The following is a 13,122-nucleotide window of genomic DNA, read 5'->3' as shown; positions in this document are numbered from 1 at the left end:
CGAGTCAGCGCGAGGCCAGCTCCAGCACACCGTCGACGCGGCGTGGCACGTCGACCGCGCCATCGCGCAGCTCGTCGGGGAGCACATCGGCTGGAGCGTCCTGCCAGGCGAGCGGACGCAGGAACCGGCGGATCGCCGTCGCTCCCACCGACGTGTGCTGAGTGTTCGTCGCCGGCCACGGGCCGCCGTGGTTCATGGCCCATGAGACCCGCACCCCGGTCGGATAGCCGTTGTACACGATGCGGCCGACGATGTCTTCGACCGCATCGGTGAGCTCACCGCGCAGGGTAGCCTCCTCCGGCTCGCTGTGGATCGTCGCCGTCAGCGAATGAGGCACGGCGCGCAGAGCCCGGCGCACCTCGTCGAGCTCGGCGTAGCGCACGAGCACGATGAGCGGGCCGAACGCCTCCTCTGCCACCTCGGCGGTGACACGGGCGGCATCGATCTCGAGCACGGCGGGGGTCAGTGAGAAGCCCTCATCGCCGCGCATCGGAGCGACCAGGCTGCGCGCTCCGCCGGACGAGATCAGCCTCGCGCGGATCTCGTCGAACGCTCCATGGATGCGCGAGTTCAGCAGGGTCTGCGCCGCAGCGCCCTCGGCGCGGGCGACGACGTCGGCGACGAGCCGATCGCCGGTTTCGCCATGCGGGACGAAGGCGATGCCCGGCTTGGTGCACAGCTGGCCTGCGGAGCCGCTCATCGAGATGAACAGTCCCTCGCCGATGGCAGCCGTTCGCGCGGATGCCGCCCCCGGGGTGACGACGAGCGGGTTGAGGCTCGACAGCTCGCCGAAGAACGGGATGGGCGTCTCACGCTCATCGATGATGCTCTGCAGGATCTGCCCCGTGGACAGCGAGCCGGTGAAGCCGACCGCCATGATGCGCGGGTCTGCGACCAGTACGCCCCCGGCCTCCTGGCCGTAGACGATGCCGAACAGCCCGGCCGGCGCACCATATGCCGATGCCGCCGCGGCGAGCGACTCGAAGGAGCGCTGGGAGGTCAGCAGATGTGAGCTGTGCGCCTTGACGACGACCGGGTTGCCGGCCGCGACGGCCGACGCGGTGTCCCCGCCGACGACGGAGAACGCGAACGGGAAGTTGCTCGCGCCGAAGACGGCGACGGGACCGAGCGGCACGAGCATCCTTCGCACATCGGGCCCGGGTCCCAGCGGCGTGGGCCCCGCGTGGTCGATGATCGCCTCGAGGTAGCCGCCGTCCTCCACGGCGTCGGCGAACAGCCGGAACTGGAACGCGCTGCGCGTGAGTTCGCCGTTCAGGCGCGCCGCAGCAAGACCGGTCTCACGGAGGGCCGCGTCCACCAGTGTCTCGCGATCGGCTTCCAGGCCGTCGGCGAGGGCGCGCAGCAGCCCGGCACGCCACGCCCGCGGCCGCGCACGCAGAAGGGCTGTCGCCGCAGCCGCGCGCGCCGTGATCTCGGCCACCTCAGCGGGGGCGGTCGCCACGATCGCGGTCGGCCGAGTCTCACCGGTGCGGGGGTCTGTGGTGTTCAGGGTGGTCATGCGCGGCTTCCTCCGATGAGTCCTCGTGCGGCCAGATTCGTCATCAGGGCTCCGATGCCGAAGTCCCAGGGTGCCAGATCCTCGCTGTGCTGCACGCGGTTGACGAGCGTTCCCAATTTCTGCGAGGAGATCCGCACCACATCGCCGACGTGATGGGTGAAGCCGTGACCCGCCTCATCCCTGTCTTCGGTGGGGGCGAACATGGTGCCCAGATACAGCACGAATCCGTCCGGATAGGCGTGGTGCGCTCCGCTCGCCTGACGGGCGAGGTCAGCCGGGTCGCGGCTGATCTGCTCCATGTGGGAGGTGGCCGCCATGCGGAAGCCGTCCGCCCCGTCGACGGCGAGCGTCACGGTCTCAGTGCGAACGTCATCGAGGTCGAATCGGTCGTCGAACAGGCGGATGAGCGGCCCGACCGACGCGGAGGCGTTATTGTCCTTGGCTCGGCCCAGCAGCAGCGCCGAGCGCCCCTCGATGTCGCGCAGGTTCACGTCGTTGCCGAGCGTCGCCCCGAGGATGTCGCCGGCAGACGAGACGACGAGCACCACCTCTGGTTCGGGGTTGTTCCACTCGGACTCGCTGAGGATGCCGACATCGACGCCCGCGCCGACGGTGGCCAGCACGGGCGCCTTGGTGAAGATCTCGGCATCCGGACCGATGCCGACCTCGAGATACTGGCTCCACAGCCCCTCCGCGATCAGCACCTCCTTGAGACGAGCCGCTTCGGGCGATCCGGGGATGAGGTCCCGGACATCGCCGCCCAGCGTCTTGAGGATCGTGGCGCGGATGCCGTCGGCGGTCTCCGCCTCGCCACGCGCTCGTTCCTCGATGATGCGCTCCAGCATCGAGACGGGGAAGGTGACACCGGATGCCTTGACCACCTGCAGATCGATCGGGGACAGCAGCCACGGCGATGCGACGTCACGCGTGTCGGGAGCGGTATTCGCCCAGACATCGGCGAAGGCGCCGATCGCCGGCCCCTCGGCTGAGCGGACCGCGGCTGCGGGAGCGGGGCTCTCGATCAGGTCCCGCGTCGTCGGGAAGGTCGCCGACAGGTCGTGCAGCACGCCGTCGCGCAGTACGACCACGGCCGGTCCCTCCGGCAGCTGGGCGCGTCCGATCAGCAGAGCGTCGGCGGCGTCGTCGGGAAGGATGCCCGCGGCATCCCCGATCCAGTTCTCTGTCATGTCTCTCCTCGGTGGGTGGGGCTCAGCGGGCGTGGAAGACTCCGGAGCGCTTCTCGGCGAAAGCCGCCCGCCCTTCGGCGGCGTCCTCTGTGGCGAAGGTGATGCCCTGCATCTCGCGCTCGTAGGCGATCGCCTGGTCCTGCGGCATGTTCCACGCGGCGCGCAGATTCGCCTTCGCCGTCTGAGCGGCGATCGGAGGACGCGAGGCGATCGTCGCAGCCAGTTCCTGCGCACGAGCGAGGAGTTCGTCGACGGGAACGATCTCGCTGACGAGCCCCCACGCGAGCGCGCGCTGCGCGTCGATCGGGTCACCGCTCATCAGCATGAGAGCCGCGTTGCTGGCTCCGATCGAGTTCGCCAGAAGCACCGACATGCCGCCCCCGCCGATCCAGCCGAGCTTGATCTCGGGCGCAGCGAAACTCGCCGTGTCGGCGGCCAGGCGGATGTCGCAGGTGAGTGATGCCTCCAGCCCGCCTCCGAAGGCGTACCCGTTCACCGCTGCGATCACGGGTTTGCGCAGTTCTCGCAGCGCATCGCAGTAGTCGCGGCGGTTGCGGAACTCCCACGGGGTCGCGTACTGGTCGAGCGTGGAGATGTCACTGCCGGCGCTGAAAGCGCGTCCGGTGCCGGTGTAGACGACGGCGCGGATCTCCGGATCGTCGTTGAGGGCCCGGACGATCTGCACGAGCGAATCGCTCATGTGCTGCGTGACGGCGTTGAGCTTCTCAGGACGATTCAGTCGCACGGTGGCGACGTGCCCCGCGCTCTCCACGACGATCAGGTCTGTGTCGGACGCGACGGTCATGCGTACTCCTCGTTGTCGGATGCGGCGGCCAGCACGGAGGCGAAGCGCTCCTCGAGGTCGGCGAGGACGTCCTCTGCCCGACGTGCGCCGGACACGGCTTGTCGCACCAGGGCGGATGCCTCGGATTGGAAGGGGATGTATCCGGTCACTCGCGGTCGGATCCAGGCGGATTCGATCGTAGAGAGTGTCGCGGAGTAGAAGCCATGCGCTGCGGCATCCACCGCCGGATCGGTCCACGCGGCGCGCGCGCTGGGCTGACCCGCATGGCTGGGGATGAACCCGCGCTGCGCTTCTTCGGAGAGCAGCATCCGCAGGTGCGCAAGCAACGCTCTCGAGGGTTCGGAGCGACGTGTCACAGCGATGCCGGTGCCGCCGATGGTCGATCCGATGCGCCCTTCCTGCGCGGGAGGAGCGCCGAACGCGAGGGCCCGGGAGCTGTAGTTCACGTACCCGTACACGAGTGGGACGTAGCCGATGTCCCCGACGTCGCGCATCCGGTCGAGCAGACCTATCGGGTTGAGTCCGTCTGAGCCCTCCGGTGCTCGCGAGGAGAGACGCGTCAGAAGTTCGAGCGCACGAAGCGCCGCCTCCCGGCCGAAGAGATCGCCACCCGCCCCCGGGACGCCGCCGAGCGAGACGACGATCGAGCACAGCGAGAGGAAGGCGTGCGGTCCTGCAAGACTCGTCGCGACGAGACCGCGGTCGACGAGTGCGAGCGCGTCGTCCCATGTCGCTGGCGCCTCGAGCACGAGGTCGCGTCGGCGCGCCGAGACCTGCGTGGCGGCGTCCAGCGGCAGCGCCCACAGTCGGCCGGAGACCCGATACGACGAGATGCTCGGACCGACGGCGCCCCGTTCCCACTCCGTCACCTGTTCGGGCGGGAAGAGTTCCTCGATGGGGCGGATGCTGTCGTGTTCCAGTGCGTCGCCCAGGTGAGGGTGATCCAGCACGAGCAGATCGTACCGTCGCGACAGTTCTTCGATGGGCGCGGACTCGAACCCTTCGAGCGACTGCACCTCCCAGCGCAGGCTGTCGCCGCCCCCGAGATCGCCCGCCGCCGCCTCCAGGGCGTCCCGACCGCGTGGATGGTCCCAGGTCAGGCCGACGTACTCGGTCATGCGGGAACCGTCGTCTTCGTCCGGGCAATGACTCCGGCATCCAGCAGCGCGCGCACGCGGTCGGAGTCCACCCCGAGTTCGGCAAGGATCTCTTCGGTGTGCTCGCCCACCCGCGGCGCACCCCGGTCGATACGCGGTGGCGTCTTCGCGAAGCGGTACGGGAAGCCCGGCGTCTTCACATGTCCCTCTGTCGGGTGGTCGTATTCGACGAAGGTGCCGTTGTGGATGATCTGCGGATCCTTCACGAGGTCCTCGTAGCCGTAGACCGGCCCGACCCACATGCCCGCGGCCAGCAGCGTGTCCAGCCAGTGCTGCGTCGTGTTCTCTCGCAGGTGACGCCCGACAGTCGCGTACAGCTCGTCACGATGGGTCCAGCCGTGCACTTCCGGATCCATGCCTGCGAAGCTCGGCTCGTCGAAGATCTCCCCCAGCTTCTCCAGGTCGGCGAACCCGAGTGCGAGGTACCCGTCCGCCGTCTCGAAGACGCCGTACGGCGCACGGATGTAGACATGGGCGTTCGGTTCCTGACCGCGCCGCTGCGGCACGCCGCCGACGGTGTAGACGCTGAGTTCCTGCATCTGCAGCGTCGTGAGGGCGTCGAGCATGTTGACCGTGACCAGCTGCCCCTCGCCGGTGCGCTCACGATGCAGCAGTGCCGCAAGCACGCCCTCGAACGCGGTGGATGCCGTGACGGCATCGGCCAGATACTGACCGGCGGGGGTCGGCGGCTCGCCCTCGCGTCCTGCCGAGAGCATGGCACCGCTCATCGCCTGCAGGATCAGGTCCTGCCCCGGACGATCGCGGTACGGTCCGTCCTCGCCGTAACCGGACATCGACACGTAGACCAGCGACGGATTGATCGCCGAGAGCGTCTCGTAGTCCAGGCCGAGGCGCGCTGCGACGCCCGGGCGGTAGTTCTGCAGGAAGACGTCGGCCCCGGCGATGAGCTCGCGCACGATCTCCTTGCCGTCGTCCGACTTCAGGTCGACGGCGAGTGAGCGCTTGTTGCGATTGAGGGAGAGGAAGGAGACGTTGATCTCGTTTCCCTTCGCACCTCCGGCCGCGGCGAAGCGCTGCCATTCGCCGGCGGTCGGCTCGACCTTGATGACATCGGCGCCGAGATCGCCGAGCCGCTGGGCGGCGAACGGGCCCGCCATCGCGATGGAGCAGTCGATGACGCGGTAGCCGTCGAGGACGCCGCGTGCGGACGAGTCAGTCATGTTTCCTCGGTTTCAGTTCAGCGAACAGGGGTGTCGGCACCGCCGGAGGCGGACGACCGGATCAGGGCATCGATGAGCTCCACGGAGCGTGCGGCCACGGTGACATCAGAGTTGTTCTCGGTGCTCGCGCCGGTGATCAGCTCGATGAAGCGGACGGGAGGCGTCAGGCACTCGTACTCGCCCTCGCCGGCTGCGATCGTCAACTCCTCGCGGCGACCGTCGTAGCGGCTGAGGCTGACGCGCTCACGCTCGACGTCGATCATGAGTACGCCGTCCGTGCCGAACAGACGGATGTCGACCTGGTACTTGTCGCCGTCGGCGAGAGTCGCAGCGCCCGAGAGAGACCCGAGCGCACCATTGTCGAAGCGGATCACACCCGCGTCGAACAGATCGACCGGTGCACCCGCGTTGAGCACTCGTCCCGCCACGGATGCCGCGCGCAGGCCGGTGAGCCAGAACAGCAGTGCGGAGGAGTGCGTGATCTGCCCGTGGGCATAGCCGCCGCCACGCTCGGGGCTCGACCAGGTGGAGGGATCCGGCGCGGTCTCGGAGTTCCAGCGCTCGAGCATGTGGGACGGGTCGGTGCCGAACAGCCCCCGCGTGGGAGAGGCCATATGGCACAGGGCGTATTGGATCTCGCCGATGTCCCCGGCGTCCAGCATCCGCTTGGCGGCCACGGTGAACGGCTTGTAGTTCCAGCCGTACGGCACGAGGAAGACGGTGCCGGCCTGCTCGGCGCGCGCCGCCAGATCCCACGCCTGATCGGCGCGGAGAGTCATCGGCTTCTCACACAGAACGTGCAGTCCGCGCTCGAGCGCCTGCACGGCGAGCGGGTGATGCAGGTCGTGCGGTGTCGAGATCACGACGGCGTCGATGTCTGCATCGAGCAGCTCGGCGCTGTCCTCCGTGGCGAAGTCGAAGCCGAACTTCTCACGCGTCGTCTCGAGTCCCGGCCCCTTGCCGCAGACGCCGACGAGATCCACGTCGTCGCGAGACGCGAAGATCGGGAAGTGGTTGCTCGTCGCCCACCAGCCCGCGCCGATGGCGCCCAGGCGCACGGTGCGCTCGCTCATGCCGTCCACCTCCAGGTGCGGATGCCGTCACGTTCGCCCTCGGCCACCATGTGCTGCCGCAGCAGACGTTCGAGGTTTCCGGTCACGGGGAAGATCAGGTAATCGGCGGCAGCTCCGTCCCACGGGCCGAGGCCCGCGGCGCAACGGCGGATGATCTCCAGGGTGGTGAGTTCCTCGCTGCCGGCCAGCACCTGGGTGATCGCCGCGTCGATGCGCTCTGTGTAAGCCAGCGAACCATCGAGAAACGCGTTGACCGCCTCGCCCTCGTAGATCGGGTAGTGCGCGGTGAGGAGCAGGTTCGCACCGTATCCGCGCAGTCGGCGGATGCTGTCGACGTAGTCGGGCGTGTCACGGTAGGTCGGCGGAAACGCCGCCCGGCCGTCAGCCGTGGGCACGGTCTCGCCGAGCACCGCATCGGAGATGAGCAGCGCGTCATTCGCTGCATCCCACAGCGCAAGATGTCCGGGGGAATGTCCGGGGACGGCGAGCACCTCGATGATCCGGCCACCGCCGAGGTCGAACGTCTCCCCGCCGTCGAGCGCCCGCGCGACCGGGACCAGACCGGTGGCGCGACGCACCTCTGCCGTCGTCTCCGGGGGGTCGTCGAAGCCGTCGCGTTCGGCGAATTCGCCGTATCGTCCGTTGATCAGCAGTTCGACGTCCTCGGTCATCGGCACGTCCGCTCGACCGGCGAGGAACTCCGCGTCAGGGGCTGCGGCGCGCAGCGCCGCGTTGCCTCCGGTGTGATCGAAGTCGCAGTGCGAGCTGATCACCCAGCGGATCCGGGTGGGGTGGATACCTGCCTCATCCAGGTAGGGCAGCAGAGTCCCGGTGACGGAATCGGCGATGCCGGTGTCGAAGAGCAGCGCCCCGCCGGGCCCGGTGAGCAGATACATGGCGATGAAACGCTCGCCGAGTGGGGCCTGAATCCGGTGCAGTCCGGGGCGGATCTCGTGCATCATTCCTCCAGAACTCCTCGGTCGACCATGCGCAATCCCGCGCGAGAGGACCGCACGTGCGGCCCAGCAGGCTCCTGCCAGTCTCCGGACATGCGAGCGCCGTCGATCGCGGCCTCGTCGATCTCGATGCCGACACCGGGGCGGTCTCCGAGTACGATCCCGCCGTCGGCGAATTCCTGATCGAGCGTCAGACCGAACGGGGATCCGAAATCCTGAACTTCGGCCGTGAGGTGATTCGGCACGGCCGCGGCGGCCGCTGTGACGGCGTGATTGGCGGTCAGGCCGACGGGACTCACGGGCAGATCGCGGCTGTGCGCGACGACTGCCACCCTCAGGAAATGGGTTATCCCCCAGCATGCACCCGCCTGCACGATGTCGGCCGCGCCGGCATCCAGCAGCGGTCGATACTGCTCGAGCCCGGTCAGGTTCTCGCCGGTCGCGACCGCAGATCGGATCGATGCGCTGAGGCGCGCGAGACCGATCGAGTCCCAGCGGCGCAGGGGTTCTTCGACCCAGGTGAGATCGAACTTCTCCTCCAGGGCGCTGATGTAACGCACCGCCTGCTTGAGGTTCCAGGACTCGTTGGAGTCGAGCATCAGAGCGGGCGTCACACCCGAACCGGAGAGCAGGTCCGCCACGAGGCCGAAGCGACGCACATCGTTCTCGAGAACGCGTCCGCCTTTGAGCTTCGCGGAGGTGAACCCACGTTCGGCGAAGGAGCGATAGACCCCGACGAGCTGCTCGTCGCTGAGCGCGGCGTCGAGTGCGGAAGCATATCCGTGCACGAAACGGTCGCCGGCACCCAGCAGACGCCAGAGCGGTTCGCCTGCGATCTTCGCTTTGAGGTCCCACAGCGCGGTGTCGAAGGCTCCGATGCCGCCGAAGGTCGCGCCCGCGTGCGACGACTTGAAGACGCGCGAGATCATCGAGTCGTACAGGGACGCGACGGCCCGCGGATCTTTCCCCTCCAGCGCAGGGAAGAGACGCTCGAGATCGGCGTGCGAGCCCATCCCTACGCCCTCGATGCCCTCATCCGTCTCGAGGACGACCAGCGGCACATCGGTGATGCCGGAGGCGATGCACCCATTGACATCGCCGATGGGGCGCCTCCAGTCATGGAACGTGTTCAGCGTGCGGTAGCCCGTGATCTTCATTTCGCCCTTGATTGTCAGACCGGATGAGACCTAAACACCATACATCATATGTCTGCGGTTTGGGAGTGTCCCGTTCCCGCTGCCGCGAGACGCCAATAGAGTTTGACCCATGACTTCGCCCGCCGAGCCGGCCTCCGGACGCACCCGCACCCCGATCGACCGAATCGGCGTGACCGTGCTCAAGGACCTCGTAGAGGCCATCGTCACCCGCGAGTTCGCACCCGGTGAAGCGCTCCCGCCCGAGGGCGAACTGAGCCTGCAGTTCGGCGTCAGCCGCACCGTGATCCGCGAGACGATGAAGCGCCTGCAGGAGAAGGGCATGGTCACCGTCGCTCAGGGGCGAGGCACTCACGTCACCCCGGCGACGACGTGGAACGTGCTCGACCCCCTGGTCCTCTCGACGATGATCGGCAACGACAGCACCCTGGGAGTGCTGGACGAACTCAGCGTCGTCCGCGCGTCCCTCGAGGCCGCCATGGCGGCGGCAGCAGCTGACACAGCGGATGCCGATGCTCGAGCCGACCTGCGCGAACACCTCGAGGCCATGGTCGAGCGCACCGAGGACTCGGCCGCCTTCCGCGAGGCGGACGTGCGATTCCACCTGGCCATCATGCGACTTTCCCAGAACGGCTTGGCGGAGAACATCGCGCGCGTCCTCATCACCCACGCCGTCGGCAGCGACCGGTTCACCGGCCAGGATCCGTCGCACGCTTTCGAGCTGACGATCGCCGAGCACGAGAGCATCGTCGAAGCGATCGCCGCTGGCGACCCGGAGGCCGCCCGCATCGCGATGAGCGCTCACATTCTCGGCTCGTGGGAACGTCGGCGCCTCCCGTCCGCACGGCGCTCGAACGACTGAACACCGAGCGAGCGAGGCACGCCACACCCAGCGTGACCCTTTGATCGCGCCCGCCCGGGAACATCATTCGTGTGATGTTTCTTTGACTTGGTACATCAGACGTAGTACATTTCCAACTCGAGACCTGCAGCCAGGCCGACCACAGCACGAAGACATTCAACGTCGAGAGGATCGCAATGAAGCGAAGCATCGCTGTCACCGCAGCCGTAGGAGCGGCCGCACTCATCCTGACCGGTTGCGGCGGCGCATCGCCGTCGGGTTCGGCCGGAAGCTCCGGTTCGAGCGACAAGCTCGTCATCTGGAACTGGGGGGACGCGGACGAGTCGGCCGCGACCTACACGGAGGACATCACGGCGGTGTTCGCCGAAACGCACCCCGACGTCGATGTCGAAATCGTCAACCAGCCGTTCGACCAGTACTACACCCTGCTCGGCAGCGCGGTCGAAGCCGGCACGGGCCCGGACATCGCACTGTTCAACGGCGGGACCCAGCTGCGCAGTCGCGCAGACATCCTCGTTCCGCTGACCGACGAGTTGGCAGATCTTGAGGACACCATCGCCGGCTGGCCCGCCTTCCAGGCTGATGGAGAGACGTACTCCGCGCCTCGGTTCCTGCAGGGCTTCCCGATCTACTACAACAAGGCGATCTTCGAAGCGGCCGGGCTCGACGCCGATAACCCGCCCGCCACATGGGACGAACTGGACGAAGCCTGCGCGGCGATTCTCGCCGAGACCGATGCGTCGTGCTTCGCGCTCGGCAACAAGGAGGGCCTCGGCATCGAGTTCTTCCTCTCCGGATTCGGCTCGGGGGTCTTCACCCCGGAGGAGTACGACGCATGGATCGACGGCGAGCGCGACTGGACCGGCGAGCACGCCACGCAGATCCTGCAGCTCTGGGCCGACAGCTCGGCGAGCGGCTGGTACAACGACGGCGCGAACTCGACCGCGATGTTCAACGACTCGTTCGACATCTTCTCCGCAGGCAACGCCGCAATGGTCACGGCTCTGATGAGCGACACCGCTCACTGGAGTCAGTTCGACGAGTTCCTCGGAGCCGACCTCGGGTTCATGATGCCGGTGACCGTGAACGACGGCGCTGAAATCGCCCTCCCTGCCGAAGGCGGAACGGGATACGCCCTCCTCAACGAGGACAAGAAGGACCTGGGCGTCGACTGGATCAAGGCATCGGTCGACTCGGATGCTCTGGCGAAGTTCTCCCTCGCCGGTGGTCAGATCGCATCCGACACGACGATCGAGCTGGAGACGGACATCGAGGCCGCGAACGACATCGTCGCGAACCTTCCCGACAGCAAGCCGCTGCTGCACACCGCGCTCAGCGCGGAAACGCTCGATCTGCTGCACCGACTCGGACAGCAGCTTCTCAGCGGCGATGTGGCTGTCTCCGATGCAGCCGCCCAGCTGGCAGCTTCGGAGGGCTGATCCTTTGTCGACCGACACCACCTCGACCCGGAGCCTTGTCCTGAGGGGCAAGGCCCCGGGCCGAGGGCGCATCGCGACAGATCGCCCGCTGCGGAAGAAGCCGTGGACGTTCGAACGGCTCGCGCCTTACCTCATGGTGCTGCCGGTCCTGCTCATCCTTGCGATCTTCCGGTTGTATCCGCTCGTGCTGGGGATCAACTTCTCCTTCACGGGCGACAAGGAGCTCAACGGCCAGTTCATCGGCCTTGACAACTACGTCACCCTGCTCGGCGACGCGCGATTCCAGGCATCCGCGCGCAACGTGCTCGTCGTGCTGCTGTTCGTGCCGATCCAGGTCTTCGTCGCCGGCATCCTCGCGACATTCGTCTTCCTGAAGATTCCCGGACACCGCTTCTACCGGAGCGTGTACTTCCTCCCGGTGGTGCTCTCGCCGATCATCATCGGCGCGATCTTCAACATCATCCTCGCCGCCAACGGCCCCCTGAACAATGCGCTCGGGGTGCTGCACATCCCCGGTGTCGACTGGCTGGGTCTGCCCGAGACCGCCCTTCCGACAGTGCTCGTCGTACACATCTGGGCGACGTTCGGCATGGCGTTCACCATCTTCCTCGCGGGCTTCGCCACGCTTGACGCAGAGTTGCTGGATGCCGCGAAGATCGACGGCGCGAACATGCGCCAGCAGATCGTGCACATCATCATCCCTGGGCTCAGCCAGACGATCCAGTTCGTCTTCGTGACGACGACCATCGGGATGCTCACGGGCCTTTTCGCCCTGCTCTACACGATGACCGCGGGCGGCCCGGGGGCCGCGTCGTACCTTCCCGAGTTCCTCATCTGGAAGCTCAACGGCGAAGCGCGCCCCGCTCTTGCGTCGGCCGCTTCCGTGTTCCTGCTGCTGATCGTCCTCGTGATCGGACTGATCCAGATCCGCGTGCTGCGTCGCGCGACGAAGGAGGCCTGATGCGCAGGCAACGCGCCGCCCGCTGGGCTCTCGCCGTCCCGATGATGCTGCTCGCGCTGGCGACGATCTATCCGATGCTCTACGGGCTCAACATCTCGCTGAAGACACGCAAGGACTACGTACTCGACCGCCTCGGCGTCACGCAGACCTTCAACGTCCAGAACTACATCGACGCCTGGGTAAACGCCGACATGGGGCGCTACTTCCTCAACACGATCATCGCGACCGTGTGTTCGGTGACGATCATCCTGCTGCTTTCGTCGATGTGCGGCTACGCGCTCAGCCACCTGACGTTCCGCGGCAGCAAGCTCGCGTTCCTGCTCATCCTGGCGATGATGATGATCCCCTTCCAGGTGATCATGGTGCCGACGATCAAGGTTCTCAGCGACATGGGCCTGATCAACACGTTCCCCGGCCTCATCGCCGCCTACGTCGCACAGTTCCTGCCGTTCACCGTCTACTTCATGACCTCGTACTACTCCGGCGTGCCGAAGGAGCTCACCGAGGCCGCTCGGGTCGACGGCAACGGACTCTTCGGCACGTGGTGGCGCATCATGGTGCCGGTGGGAAAGCCCGCGTTGATCTCGATGGGCATCCTGAACTCGCTGTTCGTCTGGAACGACATCCTCATCGCGCTGCTCATCATGCAGTCTCCTTCGAACCGCACGGTCATGGTCGGCGTCAGCGCACTGCGTGGCCAGTACCCGGACAACGTGCCGACATACATCGCCGGCGTGATGCTCGCGGTCCTGCCGATCATCGTCATCTACCTGATCTTCCAGCGGCAGATCTCGGCCGGCGTGACGGCCGGCGCCACCAAGGGCTGAT

Annotated in this window: 12 protein-coding genes; 4 read left to right on the top strand and 8 right to left on the bottom strand. The window is 67.1% G+C overall.

The features are described 5' to 3' along the window. Positions 1-4 precede the first annotated feature (4 nt). The 8 genes from IM776_RS01945 to IM776_RS01910 are packed head-to-tail and all read right to left on the bottom strand — an operon-like array spanning position 5 to position 9,035. Positions 5-1,519, bottom strand: a complete 1,515-nt coding sequence (locus IM776_RS01945; RefSeq protein WP_194421409.1) for an aldehyde dehydrogenase (NADP(+)) — start codon at positions 1,517-1,519, stop codon at positions 5-7. Then, the gene (locus IM776_RS01940) at positions 1,516-2,706 is read right to left on the bottom strand and encodes a fumarylacetoacetate hydrolase family protein (RefSeq protein WP_194421408.1); all 1,191 of its coding nucleotides are present in this window, start codon (positions 2,704-2,706) and stop codon (positions 1,516-1,518) included. Before IM776_RS01940 ends, IM776_RS01945 begins: the two co-directional genes overlap by 4 nt. Positions 2,707-2,728: 22 nt before the next feature. Continuing rightward, complete coding sequence (locus IM776_RS01935; RefSeq protein ID WP_194421407.1) at positions 2,729-3,511, bottom strand: enoyl-CoA hydratase/isomerase family protein; 783 nt, start codon at positions 3,509-3,511, stop codon at positions 2,729-2,731. Further along, positions 3,508-4,629, bottom strand: coding sequence for a type 2 periplasmic-binding domain-containing protein (locus tag IM776_RS01930; protein WP_194421406.1), 1,122 nt, complete (start codon positions 4,627-4,629; stop codon positions 3,508-3,510). The genes IM776_RS01935 and IM776_RS01930 overlap by 4 nt, the downstream gene beginning before the upstream one ends. After that, entirely contained in the window at positions 4,626-5,849 is a 1,224-nt protein-coding gene (locus tag IM776_RS01925) for a CaiB/BaiF CoA transferase family protein (protein WP_194421405.1), read from the bottom strand. The genes IM776_RS01930 and IM776_RS01925 overlap by 4 nt, the downstream gene beginning before the upstream one ends. 17 nt (positions 5,850-5,866) lie before the next feature. Further along, positions 5,867-6,922, bottom strand: coding sequence for a Gfo/Idh/MocA family protein (locus tag IM776_RS01920; RefSeq protein ID WP_194421404.1), 1,056 nt, complete (start codon positions 6,920-6,922; stop codon positions 5,867-5,869). Continuing rightward, on the bottom strand, positions 6,919-7,884 hold the full coding sequence (locus IM776_RS01915; protein ID WP_194421403.1) for an MBL fold metallo-hydrolase: 966 nt from the start codon (positions 7,882-7,884) through the stop codon (positions 6,919-6,921). The genes IM776_RS01920 and IM776_RS01915 overlap by 4 nt, the downstream gene beginning before the upstream one ends. Continuing rightward, the gene (locus IM776_RS01910; protein WP_194421402.1) at positions 7,881-9,035 is read right to left on the bottom strand and encodes a mandelate racemase/muconate lactonizing enzyme family protein; all 1,155 of its coding nucleotides are present in this window, start codon (positions 9,033-9,035) and stop codon (positions 7,881-7,883) included. The genes IM776_RS01915 and IM776_RS01910 overlap by 4 nt, the downstream gene beginning before the upstream one ends. A gap of 109 nt (positions 9,036-9,144) precedes the next feature. Between IM776_RS01910 and IM776_RS01905 the strand changes: the two genes are divergently transcribed. From IM776_RS01905 to IM776_RS01890, 4 genes are all read left to right on the top strand, one after another. Then, positions 9,145-9,894 carry a FadR/GntR family transcriptional regulator gene (locus tag IM776_RS01905; protein ID WP_194421401.1) on the top strand — a complete coding sequence of 250 codons (750 nt, stop codon included), beginning with the start codon at positions 9,145-9,147 and terminating at the stop codon, positions 9,892-9,894. Between the two features lie 176 nt (positions 9,895-10,070). Next, positions 10,071-11,333, top strand: a complete 1,263-nt coding sequence (locus IM776_RS01900; protein ID WP_194421400.1) for an ABC transporter substrate-binding protein — start codon at positions 10,071-10,073, stop codon at positions 11,331-11,333. Between the two features lie 133 nt (positions 11,334-11,466). Then, entirely contained in the window at positions 11,467-12,294 is an 828-nt protein-coding gene (locus IM776_RS01895) for a carbohydrate ABC transporter permease (RefSeq protein WP_194421399.1), read from the top strand. Further along, positions 12,294-13,121 (top strand): carbohydrate ABC transporter permease, encoded by an 828-nt coding sequence (locus tag IM776_RS01890; RefSeq protein ID WP_194421398.1) that lies wholly within the window; start codon positions 12,294-12,296, stop codon positions 13,119-13,121. Before IM776_RS01895 ends, IM776_RS01890 begins: the two co-directional genes overlap by 1 nt. The last annotated feature ends 1 nt before the right edge of the window (position 13,122 follow it).

The sequence above is a fragment of the Microbacterium abyssi genome, assembly GCF_015277895.1.
Classification (GTDB): Bacteria; Actinomycetota; Actinomycetes; order Actinomycetales; family Microbacteriaceae; genus Microbacterium; species Microbacterium abyssi.
Note: the sequence above shows the minus strand (reverse complement) of the source record. Positions and strands in the feature narration are given on the sequence as shown.